This window comes from Actinopolymorpha cephalotaxi, from assembly GCF_013408535.1.
GTDB lineage: Bacteria > Actinomycetota > Actinomycetes > Propionibacteriales > Actinopolymorphaceae > Actinopolymorpha > Actinopolymorpha cephalotaxi.
The window spans coordinates 1807416-1828620 of record NZ_JACBZA010000001.1 but is presented as its reverse complement, the minus strand read 5'-3'; the positions used below and the strand labels follow the sequence as shown (position 1 = coordinate 1828620).

At 71.5% G+C, this 21205-nt stretch carries 19 protein-coding genes; 3 read left to right on the top strand and 16 right to left on the bottom strand.

All coding sequences use genetic code 11. From position 1 onward, the window contains the following. Positions 1–64 precede the first annotated feature (64 nt). The 7 genes from gcvH to FHR37_RS08180 all read right to left on the bottom strand — a co-directional run bounded on the left by gcvH (position 65) and on the right by FHR37_RS08180 (position 8405). Positions 65–454 (bottom strand): glycine cleavage system protein GcvH, encoded by a 390-nt coding sequence (gcvH, locus tag FHR37_RS08210; protein WP_092884711.1) that lies wholly within the window; start codon positions 452–454, stop codon positions 65–67. 45 nt (positions 455–499) lie between these two features. Beyond that, entirely contained in the window at positions 500–1603 is a 1104-nt protein-coding gene (locus FHR37_RS08205; protein ID WP_092884713.1) for a DUF881 domain-containing protein, read from the bottom strand. Positions 1604–1610: 7 nt separating this feature from the next. Beyond that, positions 1611–1943, bottom strand: coding sequence for a small basic family protein (locus tag FHR37_RS08200; RefSeq protein WP_092884715.1), 333 nt, complete (start codon positions 1941–1943; stop codon positions 1611–1613). Further along, positions 1940–2854: a DUF881 domain-containing protein gene (locus FHR37_RS08195; protein ID WP_175542602.1), complete on the bottom strand. Its 915-nt coding sequence runs from the start codon at positions 2852–2854 to the stop codon at positions 1940–1942. The genes FHR37_RS08200 and FHR37_RS08195 overlap by 4 nt, the downstream gene beginning before the upstream one ends. 54 nt (positions 2855–2908) lie before the next feature. Continuing rightward, entirely contained in the window at positions 2909–5410 is a 2502-nt protein-coding gene (locus FHR37_RS08190; RefSeq protein WP_092884719.1) for a mannose-1-phosphate guanyltransferase, read from the bottom strand. 39 nt (positions 5411–5449) lie between these two features. Next, positions 5450–6073, bottom strand: coding sequence for a CDP-alcohol phosphatidyltransferase family protein (locus tag FHR37_RS08185; protein WP_092884721.1), 624 nt, complete (start codon positions 6071–6073; stop codon positions 5450–5452). Positions 6074–6173: 100 nt separating this feature from the next. Next, positions 6174–8405, bottom strand: a complete 2232-nt coding sequence (locus FHR37_RS08180) for a HelD family protein (protein WP_237768890.1) — start codon at positions 8403–8405, stop codon at positions 6174–6176. A gap of 286 nt (positions 8406–8691) precedes the next feature. On the opposite strand from FHR37_RS08180, the gene FHR37_RS08175 reads away from it, so the two are divergent. Beyond that, complete coding sequence (locus FHR37_RS08175; protein ID WP_202818177.1) at positions 8692–9075, top strand: phage holin family protein; 384 nt, start codon at positions 8692–8694, stop codon at positions 9073–9075. 22 nt (positions 9076–9097) lie between these two features. Here FHR37_RS08175 and FHR37_RS08170 read toward each other — a convergent pair whose 3' ends face one another. Next, positions 9098–9928 (bottom strand): DUF1684 domain-containing protein, encoded by an 831-nt coding sequence (locus FHR37_RS08170; protein WP_092884723.1) that lies wholly within the window; start codon positions 9926–9928, stop codon positions 9098–9100. 469 nt (positions 9929–10397) lie between these two features. Between FHR37_RS08170 and FHR37_RS08165 the strand changes: the two genes are divergently transcribed. Continuing rightward, positions 10398–10760: a hypothetical protein gene (locus FHR37_RS08165; RefSeq protein ID WP_139239041.1), complete on the top strand. Its 363-nt coding sequence runs from the start codon at positions 10398–10400 to the stop codon at positions 10758–10760. A 50-nt stretch (positions 10761–10810) separates the two neighbouring features. Here the strand turns inward: FHR37_RS08165 and FHR37_RS08160 are convergent, their stop codons facing one another. From FHR37_RS08160 to FHR37_RS08140, 5 genes are all read right to left on the bottom strand, one after another. Further along, positions 10811–11596 carry an inositol monophosphatase family protein gene (locus FHR37_RS08160; RefSeq protein WP_092884727.1) on the bottom strand — a complete coding sequence of 262 codons (786 nt, stop codon included), beginning with the start codon at positions 11594–11596 and terminating at the stop codon, positions 10811–10813. Beyond that, entirely contained in the window at positions 11593–12372 is a 780-nt protein-coding gene (locus tag FHR37_RS08155; protein ID WP_175542603.1) for a glycerophosphodiester phosphodiesterase, read from the bottom strand. The genes FHR37_RS08160 and FHR37_RS08155 overlap by 4 nt, the downstream gene beginning before the upstream one ends. 163 nt (positions 12373–12535) lie before the next feature. Then, positions 12536–14644 (bottom strand): excinuclease ABC subunit UvrB, encoded by a 2109-nt coding sequence (uvrB, locus tag FHR37_RS08150; RefSeq protein ID WP_092885041.1) that lies wholly within the window; start codon positions 14642–14644, stop codon positions 12536–12538. 153 nt (positions 14645–14797) lie between these two features. Then, positions 14798–15415, bottom strand: coding sequence for a dephospho-CoA kinase (coaE, locus tag FHR37_RS08145; protein WP_202884783.1), 618 nt, complete (start codon positions 15413–15415; stop codon positions 14798–14800). Positions 15416–15479: 64 nt separating this feature from the next. After that, complete coding sequence (locus FHR37_RS08140) at positions 15480–16049, bottom strand: hypothetical protein (protein WP_092884733.1); 570 nt, start codon at positions 16047–16049, stop codon at positions 15480–15482. Between the two features lie 347 nt (positions 16050–16396). On the opposite strand from FHR37_RS08140, the gene FHR37_RS08135 reads away from it, so the two are divergent. Continuing rightward, complete coding sequence (locus tag FHR37_RS08135) at positions 16397–16747, top strand: hypothetical protein (protein WP_202818178.1); 351 nt, start codon at positions 16397–16399, stop codon at positions 16745–16747. A gap of 210 nt (positions 16748–16957) precedes the next feature. Here the strand turns inward: FHR37_RS08135 and rpsA are convergent, their stop codons facing one another. The 3 genes from rpsA to FHR37_RS08120 form a co-directional block, all read right to left on the bottom strand. Next, positions 16958–18496: a 30S ribosomal protein S1 gene (gene rpsA / locus FHR37_RS08130; RefSeq protein WP_092884737.1), complete on the bottom strand. Its 1539-nt coding sequence runs from the start codon at positions 18494–18496 to the stop codon at positions 16958–16960. 338 nt (positions 18497–18834) lie between these two features. Beyond that, positions 18835–19845, bottom strand: a complete 1011-nt coding sequence (locus FHR37_RS08125; protein ID WP_092885043.1) for a phosphotransferase family protein — start codon at positions 19843–19845, stop codon at positions 18835–18837. 13 nt (positions 19846–19858) lie between these two features. After that, positions 19859–21187, bottom strand: coding sequence for a M18 family aminopeptidase (locus FHR37_RS08120; protein WP_092884739.1), 1329 nt, complete (start codon positions 21185–21187; stop codon positions 19859–19861). Positions 21188–21205 lie beyond the last annotated feature (18 nt).

Below are 21205 nucleotides of genomic sequence, written 5' to 3'. Positions count from 1 at the left end.
CGGGTGTGTTCGCCGCCTCCTGCGCCGGGCGTCGCGAGGGGCCCGGCGGTCGGAGATCAGCAGGTCAGGACTGTTCCACCTGCGCCTGGTAGGCGTCGGCGTCGAGCAGGCCGTCGAGCTCGGTCCGGTCGGCTGGGCGGACCTCGATCATCCAGCCGTCGCCGTAGGGGTCGGAGTTGACCAGCTCGGGGCGTTCGTCCAGTGCGTCGTTGCGGGCCACCACCGTGCCCTTGATGGGCGAGAAGAGATCACTCACGCTCTTGGTGGACTCGAGCTCACCGCAGGCGGCGCCGGCCTCCACGTCGACGCCCACCTCCGGCAGGCTGACGTAGACGATGTCACCGAGCGCACCCTGTGCGTAGTCGGTGATGCCGATGCGGACCGTGCTGTCGGCACCGCCGGGATCGCGCACCCACTCGTGGTCGCTGGTGTAGCTGAGGTCGTCCGGGAACACGCGCGTCTCCTACTTCTTGCCTCGGTTGCTTCTGTGCTCGGTGGATCATCGCGAGGAGGACCCGGGCGATTTGTCCGGGGCCGGGCGAGCGTAGCGAGGGCTCACCACGCTGTGCAAGGAATTGACCTGGATGGTCTGCCGCTCCAGGACCGAGGCGAGCCCGCCCTTCTGGCTCACCTCGTCCACGACGCCGCCGGGGATGCGCATCGCCGTGGCGAGAGTACGCGCGTCGCCGATCGCATCGATGGTGTACGGCGCCGGCAGCAGCTTGCCGTCGACGATGATCCCGCCCTGGCCGTCCAGGACGTAGCTCGACGCGACCACCCGGACCCGGTCGTTGATCTCGATCGCCTCCGCACCCGCGTCGCGCAGCTCCTCGATCGTGTTGAGCACGAGGGACGCGTTGACCGCCGCCTGGTTGTCGGTGATCGTGAGCCGGATGCCCGGCCCGGTCGCCGGCAGCGTCCCGGCGAGGATGCCGAGCGTCTGGGCGCGGGTCTGCGCCTGCTCCAGGGCGGACCGGCGGCGGTCGGCACCGGAGACCAGGTCGGCCTTGGATCGCTGCAGGTCACCGATGTCGGTCTCCAGGCGGCGGGAGCGCTGCTGCAGACCGTCCATGATCTGGATGAGCTGGGTGCGGTCGGCGTTGGTGAACTCGTCGGTGTTGCGCAACGCCCGCACCTGGACCGTCGCCGCGAAGCCCAGCGCCGCCAGCAGCACGGCCGCGGCGACCTGCGCGCGGGAGGTGTGCGGACGGAACGCTCCGGCCAGCCGGCGCCAGGCGGTGTTGCGCGGCTTGGCGGGAGTCGGTCTGGTCGCGGCGATGCCGGCCGGAGCGGCGTCGCCGGTCACGGGCTGCTGCTCGGCCGCGGACTGGTCGGCCCCAGGCTGCTCGGCCCCGGGCTGCTCGGCGGCGGTCGCCCCTTCCCCGGGCTGCTCGGCCGCAGTCGGCACGGCGGCCGCCGACTCTCCCCCGGGCTGCGCGGCCGCAGTCGGCACGGCGGCCGTCGACTCTCCCCCGGGCTGCGCGGCCGCAGTCGGCTCGGCGGCGGCCGGCTCCTCCCCGGACTGTTCGGCCGCAGACCGGTCGGCCGTGGCCGGCTCTTCCCCGGAGCTCGGGGTACGGGGAGTTTCGCTCTCGTCTGCCATCGTCGTCTCAGGCCTTGAAGAGCCGCCGCCGGATGGCCGCCATGTTGGAGAAGATCCGGATGCCGAGGACGACGACCACACCGGTCGACAGCTGCGCGCCGACTCCCAGCTGGTCGCCGAGGTAGACCATGACGGCGGCGACCAGGACGTTGCCGATGAACGACACCACGAACACGCGGTCGTCGAAGATGCCGTCGATCAGCGCGCGCAGGCCACCGAAGACCGCGTCCAGGGCGGCCACCACCGCGATCGGGAGATACGGCTGCAGCGGGAGCGGCACCGACGGCTGGAGAACGAGCCCGGCGACGATACCGATGACGAGTCCGATCGTCGCGATCACTGGGCGCCTTCCGTCCGCGCGTACCTGAGCGTGGTGCCCGAGTCGGCCGGCAAGCTCAGCTCGTCGACCGTCTTGGTGTCCAGGCGTATATGTTGCACTGCCTTGAGATTGAGCAGCCACTCGCCACCCGGGCTTTCGGTGAACCTCGCCTCCAGGGCGTTCGGGTCACCGATCGCCTCCACCACGTAGGGGCGGGCCAGCGGGCGGTAGTCGACGGTGATCGACTTGTCGGCGCCGCGGATCGCGGTCATCGCGGTGAGGCGTTCGCCGTTCACCGAGACCGCCTCCGCGCCCGCCGCCCACAGGCCGTTGACCGTCTGCTGCAGGTCGATGTCGAGGATCCGTCCCTCGGCGCCGTCGGAGCCGGACACCTGGTCGTCGGGCGCGTCGTCGATCGTCAGCCGGAGTCCGGGACCCCGCACCCTGCCGGTGCCGGCGATCACGTCGAGGGCGTCCAGCCGGGCGCTGAGGTCCTGGCCGGTGGTGGTGCTGGCGAGGATGTCGCTCTGCAGGCCGGACACCTCCTCCTGCAGCGCGTTGGCCCGCGCGCGCAGCCGGTCGTTGCGGGCCGCCTCGGCGCGGATGCGGACGATCAGGTCGGCCTTCTCCTTCTCGACCTCGGGGGCGAAGTGCCGGGTCTGGACGGCCGCGACGGCCAGCATCAGCCCGAACACGACCAGCACCACCACGGTCGCGCCCATGCCGCGCCGGGGCCGGGACCGGTTGGGCCCGCGCCGTGCCGCCGCGGCGGCGTACCCGTCGTCGAGCGCGTGGGTCACCAGCTCGCGCATCAGTGACATGGAGTCGTTGCGCCGGAACTCCGGGTAGGAGTCGGTCCACGCTCCGGTCCGGCCGTTGGCGGAACGGTCGCTGCCGGCGGGGAACTTCTTCCCGTCAGCGGTGCTGGTCACCGACTCCCCTCGAGCCATGCCGGCCATGGTGTCACGGCGCGCCCCCGGCGGCCCTCACCGCCCGGCACGGGTGACCAGGTCGGCCCAGCGGTGCGCGAGCGTGGTCGCCTGCTCGGTGCTGGTGCTCTCCGCCCAGACCCGGGTGACCGCCTCGGTCGGATCCGGGAGCACCAGGCCCCAGGACCCGTCCGGCTCCACCACCCGGACGCCGTCGGTGGTGTCCAACTCCCGGCCGTCGGCCGCCTCCACGGCCGCCCGCATCACCGCACCCTTGCTCGCCCAGGGGGTGGGCACGGCCAGCTGGACGACGTGCGCCCGCGGTATCCGGGCGTTGATCTCCGACATCCGCAGGCCGGTCCGGGCGATCACCCCGACGAGGCGGACGAACGCCGCGAACCCGTCCACCGCGTTGGAGAACTCCGGCACGATGAAGCCGCCGCGGCCGTCGCCGGCGAGCAGCAGCCCCTGCGTCGCCGAGGCGGTGGCGAGCGCGTCCGGTGAGGTGGTGGTCCAGCGGATCTGGACGCCGTGGAACGCCGCCACCTGCTCCGCGACCCGGGTCGTGGTCACCGGCAGCGCGACGTTGCGCCCACGGCCGGACTCGGCGGCCACCAGGTCGACGAAGACCAGCAGGGCGCGCTCGTCGGAGATCACGGCGCCGGTCTCGTCCACCAGCGAGATGCGTTCACCGAGCGGATCGAAGCGGACACCGAACGCCGCCCGGGACGAGGACACGAGCTCGGCGAGGTTGGCGACCGCGGCCGTCCGCTGCTCGGCGGTCTCGGTGGGGCTGCGGTCGTCCAGCCCTGCGTTGACCAGGAACGCCTCGATGTCCAGCCGGCCGAGGAGGTTCGGGAGCAGCTGGCTCGCGGTGCCCCGCCCGGCGTCCACCACCACCTTCAGCCGCGCCTCGGCGACGTGCGAGGTGTCCACGCTGCGGAGCAGGTCGCGGACGTAGCTCTCGGCGATCCGGGACGGGAAGGTCAGGTCGCCGATCTCCCCGGGGAACGCGCGGCGGAACTCCTGCCGGCCGAGCACCCGCTCCACCTTCCGCTGGGCCATCGGGGACAGGTCGGCGCCGCGTTCGTCGAGGAAGATCAGGTCGACCGAGTCCGGGCGGTTGGGGGTCGTACGGATCAGCAGGCCGCCGCCCACGTTGCTGCGGGCGGTCTCCAGCCGGGCCACGGGGTTGGGCGCCACCTCCAGGTCGCAGACGTTCAGGGCGCTGGAGGTGAACGCCGCGATCGCGGCCCGCTTGAGTGCCCGGGCCGACCGCGAGGTGTCCCGGGCGGTGAGCACCGTCGAACCCTTGCGGAGCGTGGTGGCGTACGCGCTGGCGAGGCGTACGACGAGCTCGGGGGTGATCTCGACGTTCACGATCCCGCTCAGCCCGCGGGCGCCGAACAGCGCCTGGCGGCCCTGCGACTCCCAGATCACACTCTGGTGGACGACGGCGCCGGCCTCGATGGTCTTGCTCGGATAGACCTTGATCTCGGGATGGAGGACGGCCTCCTCCTCGATCACACAGTCGTCTCCGACCACGGCGCCGTCCTCGATCCGGGCACCGCGCATCACGTCGGTGTTCTTGCCGACCACGCAGCCACGCAGGTTGGTGTGCCCGCCGACGTAGGCGTTGTCGTGCACCACCGCGCGGTGCAGGAACGCGCCGCTGCGCACCACCACGTTGTCGCCCACCACGGTGTGGTCGCGGATCTCCGCGCCACCCTCGATCTTGGCGTACGCGCCGACGAACGCCGGGCCCTTCAGCGTCGCCTCCGGGTCGAGGTCGGCGCCCTCCCCCACCCAGACGCCGGCGGACACCTCGAACCCGTCGATGTCGATGTCGAGCTGGCCGTCGAGCGCGTCGTAGTTGGCCTTGAGGTAGCTGCGGTGGGTGCCGACGTCCTCCCAGTAGCCGTCGGCGACGTAGCCGTACAACGGCGCGCCCTTGGCCAGCAGACGGGGGAAGACGTCGCTGGACCAGTCGACGTTCTCCGCCTCCCCCACGCTGTCGAGGATCTCCGGCTCCATGACGTAGATGCCGGTGTTGACCGTGTCGGAGAACACCTGGCCCCAGGTGGGCTTCTCCAGGAAACGCTCGACCCGGCCGTCCTCGCGCAGGATCGTGATCCCGAACTCCAGCGGGTCGGGCACCCTCGTCAGGCAGACGGTGGCCAGCGCGCCGGTACGCCGGTGGTGCTCGACGAGCGAGGTCAGGTCGATGTCGGTGAGGGCGTCGCCGGAGATGACGACGAACGTGTCGTCGGACAGCGCGGCGGCGGCGTTCTTGACGCTGCCCGCCGTGCCGAGGGGCTTCTCCTCGGTGGCGTAGGTGAGGTCCATGTCGAGGTCCTCGCCGTCACCGAAGTAGGCGCGCACCATCGAGCCGAGGAAGTGGACGGTGACGACGGTCTCGGTGAGTTCGTGCCGGCGCAGGAGCCGCAGCACGTGCTCCATGATCGGGCGGTTGACCACGGGAAGGAGCGGCTTGGGCATGCTCGTGGTCATCGGGCGCAGGCGGGTGCCCTCGCCACCGGCCATGACGACGGCTCTCACGTGGCTCCTCTCCGCCGGCCCGCACCGCGAGGGGTCACCTCAGGTGTGCAGCCGACCTTCTTCTCGTGCGGGTGTCGCGGGCGCCGCGCTCCGGAGAAGCTGGTAGGCCTGGTAGGCGTAGAGAACACCGGCCCACCAGTACAGGCCGGTACCCCACACCACGAAGGCCCACCCCACGATCTCGGCCAGGGACGCGAACGTGCTGCTGCCCTCGCCGAGAAACAGCAACGGGAAGGCGTACAGCAGGCAGAACGTCGCCGCCTTTCCCAGGAAGTGCACCGGCAGCGGGCCGAAGCCACGTAGCCGAAGGTAGCCGAGCAGGCCGACGAGCAGGACGTCCCGCAACGGAAGCGCGACCGCGAGCCAGACCGGAATCACCTCGCGCACAGCGAGGCCCAGCAGCACCGCCAGGATGTAGAGGCGGTCCGCGAACGGGTCGAGCAACTTGCCCAGCGTGCTGGTCTGGTGCAGCCGGCGCGCCAGCTGACCGTCGAGCCAGTCGGTGAAGCCGGAGACCGCGAGCACGATGATCGCCCAGCCGTCGGCGCGTGGGCCGAGGACCAGCCACAGGAACAACGGCACACCCGCGAGCCGGGCGAAGCTCAGCAAGTTGGGCAGGGTCAGCACCCCCGCGTCCTTACGCGCGTCGACCGGCTCCGCCACCAACGAATCCCCCTCCGGGGCCACAACAGGTCCTGCCCAGTCCTGCCTGGTCCTGCCTGGTCCTGCTGAACGTCCTGCTGAATGTCCTGGTGAAACAGTATTACCCCCGCGGACGAGCAGGATCCGCGCCGCGCCAGCCGCCGTCGGCACCCACCGTGACCAGCCGCTGGGTCGCCCGGGTGAGGACGACGTACAGCGTGCGGACACCCACGGGGCTCTCCGCGGCGATCTCGGCCGGCTCGACCACGACCACTCCGTCGTACTCAAGGCCCTTGCTCGCCAACCCCGTGGTGACAACGACCCGTGCGGCGGCATCGTCCCCGAGTTCGGCCAGCCATCGCGCCGCCTCGTCCGACCGATGCCCGGCGACCACCACGCCGATGTTCCCGGCCACCGCGTCGAGGAGTTCACCGACGGCGGCCCGTACGGCCTCGGGACGGCCGTCGGGGCCGGTCGTCAGGTGCGTCGGCGGGTGGCCGGTCTCGCGCACCGCCCGCGGCAGCCGCACGCCGGGCAGCGCGGTGGCGATCACCTCCGCGGCCAGGTCGAAGATCTCCGCCGAGTTGCGGTAGTTGGTGTCCAGATGGAACGTACGCCGGGTCCGGGCGCCCAGCGCCGCGTCGCGGGCGGCCTCGGCCTCCGCGACATCCGGCCAGGAGCTCTGCGCCGGGTCGCCGACGATCGTCCAGCTCGCGTGCCGGCCACGGCGGCCGAGCATCCGCCACTGCATCGGCGACAGGTCCTGCGCCTCGTCCACCAGCACGTGGGCGTAGCCGTCGTACTGCTGCGGCTGCTCGCCGCGGGACCGGGTGGGCTCGCGGTCGTACGACGTGACCACCTCCTGCACGGCGCCGTCCTCGTCGAACGGGTCGCGGGGCGGCACCGGCCGCACCGCCTCACCCAGGAGGGCGTCCAGCTCGTCCAGCAACGGCACGTCCTCGACGGAGTAGCCGGTCCTGCCCCGCCCGACGGACCCGGAGCCGGCGGTCCCGGCCGGGCCGGACCACGAGGCGGCGAGCAGGTCGACCTCCTCGGGACGGAGCACGCCACGGGCGACCCGAGCGAGCCGGTCCCGGTCGGCCAGCCAGCCGAGCACCTCCGCCGGTGTGACGTTGGGCCACCAGGCGTCCAGGAACTCGGTGAACGCCGGTCGCTCGCGTACGTCCTGGTCGAACTCTCCCCGCGACATCGGCCGGCCGCCGGCACCGCCGCCGTCGGACCCGGCCGCGCCGCCGGCCTGCTTCCACAGTGCGCCGAGCAGCGCCCGCACCGCCTCCGCCCGCGCCCGGTTGCGGCGCGCTCCCCGGCGGAGCACGTCGGTGCGGATCGCGGTCAGCTCCCGGACGCCGAGCGCGAGCCGGCGGCCCGCGGCGTACAGGCGAAGCTCCTCGGGAGCACCGGGCACGCCGGCACGCGCCGCCCGGGACAGCACCTGCCGCATCCGGTCCGAACCCTTGACCACCGCGCAGGGGAAGGGATCGGACCGCTCGGCCACCACGCCGTCGACGACCTCGCCGACCGAACGCAGCGTCGCCTCGTGCTCGCCGAGTGAGGGCAGGACCCGCTCGATGTAGCTCATGAAGACCGCCGACGGCCCGACGACGAGCACGCCGCCGCCCTGGATCCGCCGGCGCTCGGTGTAGAGCAGGTAGGCGGCGCGGTGCAGGGCCACCACGGTCTTGCCGGTCCCCGGGCCACCGCTGATCAGGGTGACGCCGGGCGCGGGGGCGCGGATCACCTGGTCCTGTTCGCGCTGGATGGTGGCCACGATGTCGCGCATCCGGCCGCTGCGGGCCGAGGTCAGCGCGGCCATCAGCGCGCCGTCACCGACCACGTGCATGTCGGCCGGCGCGTTCTCGGCGTCCAGCAGGTCGTCCTCGACACCGACCACCCGCTGGCCCTGCGACCGCAGCACCCGCCGGCGCACCACGCCCTGCGGATCGACCGCGGTCGCCTGGTAGAACACCGCCGCGGCCGGCGCCCGCCAGTCGAGCACCAGCGGCTCGTGCTCGGCGTCCCGGACGCCGATCCGGCCGACGTAGCGCACCTCGCCGCCCACGTGGTCCAGGCGGCCGAAGACCAGGCCCTCGCGCTGCGCGTCGAGCACGGCGAGCCGGCGGACCGCGTGGTCGACCAGCACGTCGCGTTCGAAGAGGCTGCGGTAGTCCTCCTCCTTGATCTGGCCGGTGTAGTCGAGCAGGCCGCGCTCGCGGCCCTCCCGGCGGACCGCGGAGGCGCTCTCGACCATCGCGGCCAGTCGGGTGTACACGCGGTCGACGTACTGCTGTTCGCGGCTGATCTCGGTCTGCTCGGCCGAGGTGGAAGGCTGCACCGTGCGCGTTCTCCCTGCCCTGCGGTGCACCCCGGCACCGCCCCTGACGATTACCTGACGATTACCTGACGACGTTTACGACGACGTACCTGACCGAGTCGGCTGACGGAGTAGCCGAACCAGCCGGCTCGGGCGAGTTCGTGACGCTGCCCCCAAGTGGGCAACCGCACAAGTCTAGGACGTCTTCCGTACGCCCCGCAGGACACGCCCCTTGGCTCCCCGCCGGGCCGGCGCCGCCCCTGCTGCGGTGCTGTCACCGACCGGCCGGGCATGGGATGATCGCGCCGTGATCCCCATCGTCGTACGCGTCGCCATCAACGCCGTCGCCCTGTGGGCCGCCACCTGGGTGTCCGGGGTCGAACTCGGCGGCAGTTCCACATCCGCCAAGGTCGGAACGCTGATCGCGGTCGCGCTGATCTTCGGCCTGGTCAACGCCGTACTCAAGCCGATCATCAAGGTGGTCGGCTGCGGCTTCTACGTCCTGACGCTCGGCCTGATCTCGTTCGTGGTCAACGCGCTGCTCTTCCTGCTCGTGGGCTGGCTGGCCGGGCAGCTGCATCTGGCGTTCACCGTGAGCGGGTTCTGGGCCGGCTTCTGGGGCGCGATCATCATGACGGTGGTCAGCTTCGCGTTGAGCCTGGTCATTCCCGACAAGTACGACGAGCGCTGACTCCTCGCCGCTCGAGATCGGGTCAGTCCCGCCGGCGAACCGCCCGCTCACCCGCGGTCACCGCGAACGGCAGCGTGTTGCCCTCCGGTGGGGACGGGCACAGATAGTGGTCGGCGAACGCGCACGGTGGCAGGTGGGCGCGGTTGAAGTCGAGCAGGGTGTGCCCCTCCTCGTCCGGCGCCGGCAGGTGGACGAAGCGGAAGTCGTGACCGTCCCGGCCGCTGGTCCGGTCGGCGAACACTGCCTCCAGCCCGCCTCCCCTGCGGTTGCCCACCCGCAGGGTGTGCGTCCGGCCCGCGTGGTCGAACCTCACCTCACCGGCCAGCGCCAGCCCGCGGTCGCGGCCGTCGGCGTTGGCCACGCGTTCCACCCGGGCGGCTGAGTCCCCGGAGTAGGCCACGAACGTCGCGGGCAGTGCCCATGCCTCGTCGGGGGCGTACGCCTCGATGCCGTCGAACGACGTACGGGTGCGGGCGTGCGGGTCGTAGACCCGGACGGCGAACTGGCCCTCGCGCTCGATCAGGGCGAGCTTCCAGTCACCGTGGGAGATCGTCGACGGGTCGGGGTCGCGGTCGGATCGAGGCCGGGCCACACCGTCGACGATCACTCCGTCCACGACCAGGCCCGCGGCGGACTCGCTGCGCACGGTCACCACTCCGGACTCGACGCTCCACACGCCGGGAACCTCGGGGACGCTGGTCGCGCCGTCCACCCAGTGGGTGCCGACGAGGGCGAGCATGGCGTACGGGCCGCTGACGCCGGCCTGGCGCTGCTGGTGCCACTTCGCCCAGTCGTCCGCGAACGTGGTCTCGGTCGTCTCGATCTCGGTCCCGGACTGCGCCGCGATTCCCATTTCCGAGCTGGCTCCTCACATCGTCGATGTCGTCGACACCTGGCGTCCTCCCGTACACGGCCTGGCGTTTCTCCCTCGGCCGGAGACGTTCCGCCTGCCCACGAACGAGCCGCGGGCGGGACGGAGCCGATCTCTCGACGCCGAGATAGTAGTGGCCGAAATGTCTGGAAGCGACCCGTCGTCTGCCGGGCGGCCCTCGAGCCGACCCGCGTGAGCGGGGGTTTCGACCCTACGTGAGAAATGGATCACGGCAATGGCAGCGGCCGGATCGGCCCGGTCCGGGGCCCTGGTCCGGCCCTGGTTCGGGCTCGGAGGGTCTCTGCCCGGCGGCCCGGTTCCGGTCAGCCCGGGCGTCCCGATCCGGTCGCCACGATCGCTCGGGGTTCGGCTTGCGAGCACCCGGCGATGAACTATTCTTCGAACATGAGTTCGATCCCCTGCCCAAGGTGACCGGACGGAAGGACCCCGAATGACCGACCGCTTTGCCGTGCGAAAAACCTCCCAGGGGCATGGCGTGTGGGATGCGGCCGTCAATGGCTGGCACAGCAGGCAGGATCTCGAAGAGGCCGCGGCCACGGAGTTGGCGAACACGATGAACGCCGGCCACGTGGCCAGGGAGGCCCGGCCCGACACCGGTTCCCGCCGGGTGGTGCCGGCCAAGCCGGTGCTGGTGCTCGTGGACGGGCGCTGGTGGCCCGGGCATCTCGACTGGTGGGTGCACGAGAACGACGGGTGGTACGGCCGGGCCACTCTGGACGCCAGCGGCGCGGCGAGCTGGTATCCCGCGGCGTCCCTGCGCCCGGCGCCGGCCTCGGCGGCGAGGAGCGCGTGAGACTTCGGCCGGCCGCGGGGCGCGCGGACTCCGCGGCCGGCCACGCCCGGTCAGCCGGCGGTGACGCCTGTCCAGGACTGCCACACCTGGTCGGCGACCCCGGGAGCGGCCACCATGATCCCGCCCGACTCCGGGAACAGCGTCCGCTTCCCGTCCTCGCCGCGGACGTCGGCACCGGCCTGGCCGGCGACGAACACCGCGGCCAGCAGGTCGATCGGGTTGAACGCACCGATCACACCCGCGGCCGCCCGGCCCGCGGCGACACTGACCAGGGAGAGTGCGGAGGACCCCATGATCCGGGTGGTGCACAGCTGCCCGGCGAGCCGGTCGAGCATGTCGGTCATTCCGGGCCAGGGCCGGTAGGCCGCCCACTCGGTGACCACCACCTCACCGGCCAGCCCGGTGGCGTCGGCGCACCGGATCGGGTCGCCGTTGCACAGCGCGGAGCCACCTCGAACGGCGCTGAACACCTCACCGCGGAACGGATCGGCGACCACACCGAGCGCGGGCCCGTCGGCGTCGGCCAGGGCGAGGCTGAACGAACACCAGGGCAGTCCGCTGGCGTAGTTGGTGGTGCCGTCCACCGGATCGAGATACCAGGTGGGAGCGCCGTCGTCGGCCGGACGGCCGCCGTACTCCTCACCCACCAGCGCGTACGAGGGGAAGCGTTCGGCCACGACCGAGCGCACCCGGCGTTCGATCTCCCGGTCGGTCTCGGTCACCAGGTCGGCGGCGTTCGCCTTCGTGGTCACCGACGTGGGCCGGGCCCGGATCCGGCCGGCGGCCCAGTCGGCGAGTTCGAGGGCGGTGGACAACTCGTCCGCGTACGTCGTCATCGGGCCTCCGTCCGCCGGTCCACGGGCTGACCGGCCAAGGGCCGGCCGGCGCTCGTGCCCCGGTCGCTGGTGAGCTGGTCGCTCGTGGGCCCGCGCACCACGTCGACCAGGGTGGCGATCCGGTTGCTGATGATCGCGTCCACCCCGAGGCCGGCCAGCCGGGCCATCTGCTCGGGGTCGTCGACCGTCCAGGTCGACACCAGCCGGCCGGCGGCGTGGTTGGCGTCGACCGCCGGCTCGTCCAGATGAATCCACTCCGGGTTGAAGTATTGCGGTCGCACCCGCTCCCACACCTCCTCACCCGGCGGCGTCGGATGCCCCCAGGACAACGCGATCGCGGCATCTGGCTGCCGCTCGCGGATCTGGGCCAGCGCCTCGGTGTCCCCGGCGTAGAGGACGTGGGCGTCCAGCCCGCGCTCGCGCACCAGTGCCTGGGTGGCCAGGCCGATCGCGGCGGAGGTGACGTCCAGCATCACCTGGGTGCCGAGGTGGGCGACGAGGTCGAGCGCCTCCTCGGCGGTGGGCAGCGACCACGCGCCGCCGGGTGCACGGTGGGCGGCCGCGAGGTCGGCGAACGACACCGACGACACCGGCCGTGGGTCGTCCCACAGTCGTTCCAGGGTGGGGTCGTGGAGTACGACCAGGCGGTCGTCCGCGGTCAGCCGCAGGTCGATCTCCACCATGTCGGCACCCGCGGCGACGGCCGCCTCGATGGCCGGCAGGGTGTTCTCCCGGTTGCCGCGTGGCTCGCCGCGATGAGCGATGGCCGTGGTCACGTCAGGTCCTCCCGCTGACAGGCACTGGGTCCCGACGATCCTGGCACCCCACCGCGAACACCGGCGAGCGGGGCGAGCCAACCGGCTACTTCACCCCGGCCAATTCACTCCGGCCATTCGTCCCGGGCCACCTCACCCTCGGCCGCCCGGTCCCCCGCTCCGGTTACTTCACCCCGGCCTCGTGCATGCCGCGCAGCTCCCGCTTCAGCTCGTGGATCTCGTCGCGCAGCCTCGCGGCCAGCTCGAACTGGAGTTGTTCGGCCGCGGTGTTCATCTGCTGATTGAGCTCCTGGATCAGGTCGGCGAGGTCGGAGGCCGGCAGGGCAGCGAGGTCCTTGGCGTGCCGGCCGGCCTCACCGAGGCTGGACAGCTCCGGCACCGGCGCCTTCCCACGGCTCTGCTGACGCCCAGCGCCGCCCAGCAGCTTCTGGGTGTCGGCGTCCTCGCGGGCGAGCATGTCGGTGATGTCGGCGATCCGCTTGCGCAGCGGAGTGGGGTCGATCCCCTTCTCCTTGTTGTAGGCGACCTGCTTCTCCCGCCGCCGGTTGGTCTCCTCGATCGCCATCTGCATGGACGGCGTGATCGAGTCGGCGTACATGATCACCTGGCCGGAGACGTTGCGGGCGGCCCGGCCGATGGTCTGGATCAGGCTGGTGCCCGAACGCAGGAAGCCCTCCTTGTCGGCGTCCAGGATGGCCACCAGCGACACCTCGGGTAGGTCGAGCCCCTCCCGGAGGAGGTTGATGCCCACCAGCACGTCGTACTCGCCCATTCGCAGCTCGCGCAGTAGCTCCACCCGGCGCAACGTGTCGACCTCGCTGTGGAGGTAACGCACCCGGATGCCCTGCTCGAGGAGGTAGTCGGTGAGGTCCTCGGACATCTTCTTGGTCAGCGTGGTGACCAGGACCCGCTCCTGCTTGACCTCCCGCAGCCGGATCTCGTGGATGAGGTCGTCGATCTGGCCCTTGGTGTTCTTCACCACCACCTCGGGGTCGACCAGGCCGGTGGGCCGGATGATCTGCTCGACCGTGCCGTCGGCCTTGCTCAGCTCGTAGTTGCCCGGCGTGGCGGAGAGGTAGACCGTCTGCCCGATGCGCTCCAGGAACTCCTCCCAGCGCAGCGGCCGGTTGTCCATCGCCGACGGCAGCCTGAAGCCGTGCTCGACCAGCGTCCGCTTGCGGGACATGTCGCCCTCGTACATCCCGCCGATCTGCGGCACCGCCACGTGGGACTCGTCGATGACCAGCAGGAAGTCCTCGGGGAAGTAGTCGAGCAGGCAGTGCGGCGGCGAGCCGGGCGCACGTCCGTCGATGTGGCGGGAGTAGTTCTCGATGCCCGAGCAGGTGCCGATCTGCCGCATCATCTCGATGTCGTACGTCGTGCGCATGCGCAGCCGCTGCTCCTCCAGCAGCTTGCCCTGGCGCGACAGCTCGGGCAGCCGCTCGGCCAGCTCCGCCTCGATGTCGGTGATCGCCCGTTCCATCCGCTGCGCACCGGCGACGTAGTGGGACGCCGGGAAGATGTAGAGCTCCTGGTCCTCGGTGACGATCTCCCCGGTCACCGGGTGCAGGGTGGACAGCCGCTCGATCTCGTCGCCGAAGAACTCGATCCGGACGGCCAGCTCCTCGTAGACGGGGAAGACTTCGAGGGTGTCGCCTCGGACCCGGAAGGTGCCGCGGGTGCCGGCGGCGTCGTTGCGGGCGTACTGCATCTCGACCAGCCGGCGGAGCACCTGGTCACGCTCGATCTCCTCGCCGACCCGCATCCGGACCATCCGGTCGACGTACTCCTGCGGGGTGCCCAGGCCGTAGATGCTGGACACCGTGGCGACCACGATCGTGTCGCGCCGGGTCAGCAGCGAGTTGGTGGCGGAGTGCCGCAGCCGCTCGACCTCCTCGTTGATCGAGGAGTCCTTCTCGATGTAGGTGTCGGACTGCGGGACGTAGGCCTCGGGCTGGTAGTAGTCGTAGTAGGAAACGAAGTATTCGACCGCGTTGTCGGGGAAGAAGTGCCGCAGCTCGTTGGCGAACTGCGCCGCGAGGGTCTTGTTGGGCTCGATCACCAGGGTGGGCCGCTGCAGCTTCTCCACCGCCCAGGCGATGGTCGCGGTCTTTCCGGTGCCGGTGGCACCCAGCAGAACCACGTCGCGTTCGCCCGCCTCGATTCGGCGGGTGATGTCGTCGATGGCCTCCGGCTGGTCGCCGGAGGGGGCGAAGTCCGAGACCACCTTGAACGGCGCGACCTTGCGGACAATGTCAGTAACCGGACGCATGAGGCCCACCGTACGCCCGACCACCGACAGGCCCTTCCGCGCCGACCGTGAACCGGGCACACCGGGCCGGATCGGCCCGGATCAGACCGGATCGGGGCCGGCCCGGCGCGCCGGGTCAGGCCCGTGGACGGACCCTGCCCCGTCACCACCGGGTCACCCGTCCTCGCCGCCCGACGCGGCCGACCTCAGCCGCCGCCACAGCTCCTCCACCCGGGCGTCGAGGTCGGCCAGCGACCCGGAGTTGTCCACGACCACCGTGGCCGCGGCCCGCCGTTCGTCCCGGGAAGCCTGCGCGGCGGCCCGCGCCCGCGCGTCGTCCACGCTGATCCCCCGCACGCTGGTGAGCCGGTCGATCTGCACCTCTTCGGGTACGTCGACCACGATCACCTCGTCGAAACCACCCTGCTGGCCGGTCTCGACCAGCAGCGGGATGTCGTGGACGACCACCGCGTCCGGGTTCGCGGCGACGGCGGCCCGCTCGAGCTCGGCGGCCCGGGCGCGTACCCGCGGGTGGATGATCCCCTCCAGTCGCCGGCGGACCCCGGCGTCGGCGAAGACCCGGCGCCCCAGCGCCGGGCGGTCGAGCGCCCCGTCGGAGCCGAGCACCGCCTCACCGAACGCCTCGACCACCGCGGCCAGCCCGTCGGTGCCGGGCGCCACCACCTCCCGCGCCAGCCGGTCGGCGTCGATCACGACCGCTCCGTGGGCGGCGAGCCGCCGCGCGACCTCGCTCTTGCCGGAGCCGATTCCACCCGTCAGTCCCACCCGCAGCACAGTCGGAGACGATAGCCCAGACGACAGCTCGGCCGTGGCTCAGTCTTGGCTCAGACGCGGCTCAGCCGTGCGCGACGACCTGCGACATCGCGCGACGGGCCCGCTCCAGGCTGGTGGCCAGCGGCTCGTCGAACCGGTGGGGGTTGAACGGCGCCCGGGTGGAGGCGTACAGCCCGCCGTTCACCTCCTCGACGTGGGCGCCGTGGTACGCCTGGGCGATGCCGGCGTGCAGCCGGGTCAGGTCGAACCACGCGTCCAGGAACAGATCCGGCTCCGGGGTGACCAGGAGGTCCTTCGGTGACAGAAAGGGCGCCTCCAGCACCACCGACGCGTACAACGGCCGGAGAGTCACCGCCAGCGCGACCAGCAGCTCCCGGAGCCGGTCGCCCAGCGCGAACGCCGCCTTCTCGTCGGTGTAGGGGCGTTCCAGGGCCGAACCGTCCACCACGACCTCGATCGGGTCGGCGTCGAGCAGCGCCAGGGAGGTCATCGGCGAGCAGCGCCGAACGACCGGATCGCGCAGCCCGTCCAGCCGCGTCACGACCTGGCGTACCTCGGTCACGAGCGCGTCGTCCCGCCGTCCAGGGACGAACAGGCCCACGCCCGCCGGTTGCCATCCGAGCTCGTGCACCCCTCCAGTGTTGCCGACGGAAGGAGATCGGGACAGTGCACGACCAAACCCCGGCCGGGAGGTGGCGCGGACATCCACGCGGGGACTCAGGCGGGGACCCGGGTGCGATCGGCGGCCGGGATTTTCGCATCACCGCCGCCCGTCATGTCCGTCCCGTCCGGCTCGTCCGGTGGTCACGAACGTCCGGGTCGTACGACTCTCGTGGTGGTCTGCTCCACACTCGCGGTTCGCCGGCAGTCGGCATGGTTCGCCGGCCGCCGGCGTCGGGTGGCCCGGGGCGTCGCTCCTGGTCAGCTGCTCCGAGTTTTCCATCGCTTCGCCGGGCACCGATGCCGTATAACGGGGACATGCCCGAACCGCGCGTTCCTCGTGACGAGGCCGAGGCCGCTCTGCACGCCCGCAACGAGCTCGGTGCCGACTTCGAGCCGGCCGTCGTCGACTCCTTCGTCGAACGCATCGACGCCGCCATCGAGGCGCGGGTGGCCCAGGAGGTCAAGCGGGCAAGGACTTCCGCGCCCGCGGCGCGCAGGGACGACGGCCACGCGCTGGCTTTGGCGATCGTCTCGCTCGGAGTGGCGATCCCGCTGTCTGCCATCGCCGCCAACTTCGCGGGGCGGGACGGCCTGCTTCTGGCGTGGATCGGGATCATCGTGGTCAACCTCGCCTTCGCGCTCGGCCAGCTGCGCCGCGGCGGGTAGACACGAGTCAACCTCGCCTTCGCGCTCGGCCGGCCGCGCCGCGGTGAGTAGGCCCCGAGGCTCTCCGCCTCCCGCCCACCACCCCTGTCGAAGCACCCACTGCGGTCGAGACGCCATCCCGGTCGGCACACGCACGCAGAAACGGCAACGGCCCCGCCGGGTGGCGGGGCCGTTGCCGTTGTCGCTTGTCGCGTCGGTACGCGGCGGGACTCAGCCGTTGCCGGTGAGCTTCTCCCGCAGCGCCGCGAGCGCCTCGTCCGAAGCCAGCGTGCCCTCGGCCTCGCGGGACGGCTCGGCCGAAGCGTAGGAGGACTGACCGGAAGAAGACGACGACGAGGACGAGGACGACGAGGACGTTGCCGCCGCTGCCGGGGCCTCGGCCTCCTCGATCTCGGCCTGCTGCGCAGCCTCGATCTGCTTCTTGTGCGCCTCCCAGCGGCTGTGCGCCTCGGCGTACTCGCGCTCCCACTGGTCGCGCTGCTTGTCGAAGCCCTCGAGCCACTCACCCGTCTCCGGGTCGAACCCCTCGGGGTACTTGTAGTTGCCCTGGTCGTCGTACTCGGCGGCCATGCCGTAGAGCGTCGGGTCGAACTGGTCCCCGATCGCCTCGGCGCCCTCGTTGGCCTGCTTGAGCGACAGCGAGATCCGACGGCGTTCGAGGTCGATGTCGATGATCTTGACCATGACGTCGTTTCCGACCTGGACGACCTGCTCGGGCACCTCGACGTGGCGCTCGGCCAGCTCGGAGATGTGCACCAGGCCCTCGATGCCGTCGTCGACCCGGACGAACGCACCGAACGGCACCAGCTTGGTGACCTTGCCCGGCACGATCTGGCCGATCTGGTGGATCCGGGCGAACTGCTGCCACGGGTCCTCCTGCGTCGACTTCAGCGACAGCGAGACACGCTCGCGGTCGAGGTCGACGTCGAGCACCTCGACGGTGACCTCCTGGCCCACCTCGACGACCTCGCTCGGGTGGTCGATGTGCTTCCAGGACAGCTCCGAGACGTGCACCAGACCGTCGACGCCACCGAGGTCCACGAACGCACCGAAGTTGACGATGCTGGAGACGACGCCCTTGCGGATCTGGCCCTTCTGCAGCTGGTGCAGGAAGTTCTGCCGGACCTCGGACTGGGTCTGCTCCAGCCAGGCGCGCCGGGACAGAACCACGTTGTTGCGGTTCTTGTCCAGCTCGATGATCTTGGCCTCGAGCTCGCGGCTGACGTAGGGCTGCAGGTCGCGGACCCGTCGCATCTCCACCAGGGAGGCAGGCAGGAAGCCGCGCAGACCGATGTCGAGGATGAGACCGCCCTTGACGACCTCGATGACGGTGCCGGTGACGACGCCGTCCTCCTCCTTGATCTGCTCGATCGTGCCCCAGGCGCGCTCGTACTGAGCACGCTTCTTGGACAGGATCAGGCGGCCTTCCTTGTCTTCCTTCTGGAGGACAAGCGCCTCGACGTGGTCGCCGACCTTCACCACTTCGCCCGGATCGACGTCGTGCTTGATCGACAGCTCCCGAGCGGGGATCACGCCTTCGGTCTTGTAGCCGATGTCGAGCAGGACCTCGTCCCGGTCGACTTTCACGACGGTGCCCTCGACGATGTCACCGTCGTTGAAGTACTTGATTGTCTCGTCGATCGCGGCGAGGAAAGCCTCTTCCGAACCCACGTCGTTCACCGCGACCTGCGGCGTCTTCTGCTGGGCCGGTGCTGAATCAGTCAGCGGGGCCTCGATGCTGCTCGTCATCTGGTTGATGGCTCCGATATGGCGTTGGTCGTCGTCACGTGCGCGCGTGGACCCTTTGATCGCACTGCCGATAAGTCGCGGCCATTCTTCCTGGGCCGGAACCAGGTGATTTCGACAAGAACGAGCGCGAGCCTGCTCCGTCCGAGGTCGCACAGGCCCACAACGCTCATGTCAGGATACGGGTGCCCCGCGACAAGGGTCAACGCAACCCCGCAGACAGCGGCCAACCCAAACGCGAGAACCCGGCGGAGCGTTCCCACTGTGCGGTACATCGGGAGCCGAAGCGGTGATTTGTCCACTTATCGGCTGACTTGCCGCTCACTATGCGTGCAGGCCCGTCAGCCGGGGCGCCCGCCGGACAGATCCCGGGCCCGTGCGCAGCGCAGCAACAGGTCGGTGGCGGCGCGGGTGATCTCGTGGTGTTCCGCCCTGCCGGCCAGGTCGACCAGGGCGAACAGGTCGACCGCCCGTGCGACCTGCCGGAAGGCCGGATCCAGCGGCGGCCCGTAGGTGCGCAACGCGTCGACGACGGCGGTGGCGAACACCTCGTCGGTCTCGAACCGCAGCAGGTTGCCGAGGTCGGCGTAGGGGTTGCCGGCGTGGGCGTACTCCCAGTCGACCAGGCCGGTCACCTCGCCGGTGCCGGGGTCGACGAGGAGGTTCTTGGGGTTGAAGTCGGAGTGGCACAGGCAGCTACGGCGTACGCCGTCGAGCAGGTCCTGGCCCTGCCGGGCCACCTCCCGCAGACCGGCGACGTCGGCGAAACTCCAGGCGGCGAGGGCGCCGGACTCCCGGTGGGCGTCCACCCACTCCTCCAGTCCGCCGGCGGCTCCGGCCCAGGGCCGGACTCGCAGGTCGGCGTCGGCGAACTCGCCTGCCGTCGGGAACGGCATGCCCGACAGCCGCGCCAGCACCCTGCCGACGCCGGCACCCGCCGCCTTCCTCAGCTGCGGAGACGCGTCCGGCAGCCAGCGGTCCAGCGGCTCCCCGGGCAACCGCTCCATGAGGAGGTAGGCGGGCTGCTCCGGGGTCGCCCGGGTGCGCAGGTCGAGGACTCGGGGCACCGGCACCAGGTCGCGGACCAGGGCGAACAGCGCGGCGTCGATCCCGGCCCGGCCGGGGTCGCGGAGGTAGAGCCGGAGTACGGCCTCCTCCCCGGGGGCGCCGACGAGGAACGTCTCGCCGCTGTACCCGCCCGACAACGGCCGCGCGTCGGCGCCGAGAAGATGCCAGGCGGCCGTGGTCACCGGATGTGCCACCGCTCCGCGGCCGGACTCCCGCTCGGGTTCTCGCCCGAGCTCGCCGCCTTGGTCGCCGTCGCCGGGAAGAGCGCCTGGTGTGGGTGGCATCGGCACCGCGCTCTCAGCCCGCCGGCGCGAGGAACGCCGCCAGCGCGCCGACGTACATCCCGGGGTCGGCGGCTCCGCACAGCTCCCGCGCGGAGTGCATCGCGAGCTGCGGCGCACCCACGTCGACGGTGGTGAGACCGACACCGGCGGCCGTGATCGGCCCGACCGTGGACCCGCACGGCATGTCGGCGCGGCTGACGAACCGCTGCAGCGGGACGCCGGCCTGCTCGCAGGCCGACACGAACGAACCCGTGCCGCGGGCGTCGGTGGCGTAGCGGAGGTTGACGTTGACCTTGAGCACCGGGCCGCCGTTGACCGCGATCTGGTGGTGGGGCTCGTGGCGCTCGGGATAGTTGGGGTGCGTCGCGTGGGCCATGTCACCGGACGCGCAGATCGACCCGGCGAGGGCCCGCAGGAGGTCCTCCCGGTCGCCGCCGCCGGCGAGCACGATCCGCTCGAGGACCGCGGGCAGCAGCGTGGACGCCGCGCCTCGCTCGGAGACGCTGCCCACCTCCTCGTGGTCGAACAACGCCAGCACCGGCACCAGCGGGAACGCTCCGGGGGATTCCACCGCATTCAGCAGCGCCCGCACGCCGGCGTAGGTGGTGCCGAGGTTGTCCAGCCGCGGCGCGCTCAGCAGGTCGCCGTCCCGGCCGATCCGGGTGCTCGGCGCGAGGTCGTGCGTCATCAGCTCCCAGGCGAGGACGTCGCCCGGCTCGACCTTCAGCTCCTCGGCGACGAACGCGGTGAAGTCGCCGGGTGAGGACCCGACTCCCCAGACCGGGAACACGTGCTGCTGGGGGTTGAGCTTCACGCCGGTCTCGCGGATCTCCCGGTCGAGGTGGATCGCCAGCTGCGGCACCCGCAGGATCGGGCGGTCCACCAGGAGCAGGCGTTCGTCGGTGCCGTCCGGGGTGCGGACAGCAACCCGGCCGGACAGGCCGAGGTCGCGGTCGAGCCAGGAGTTGAGCAGCGGGCCGCCGTAGGGCTCGGCGGCGAGGGCCTGCCAGCCCGCCCGGGTGGTGTCGGGGTGCGGCTTGATCCGGAGGTTGGGGCTGTCGGTGTGCGCGCCGACGACCCGGAACGGCGTGTGCGCCTCGGCCGCCTGCTCGGTGCTCCACGCGACCAGCGAGCCGCCGCGCACGGTGTAGTAGCGGCCGGGCTCGCGCGGCCAGCGGGCAGCCTCGTCCACCGCGGTGAACCCGGCCGCCTCCAGCCGGGCGGCCGCCTCGGCGCAGGCGTGGAACGGCGACGGCGCGGCGTCGATGAACTCACACAGGCCGGCGGCTTCGGCGAAGCGCTCGGGCACGGACAGGGTGTCGGTCGAGGGCTCAGTGGACATGCGGAGGATCCTAGTGCG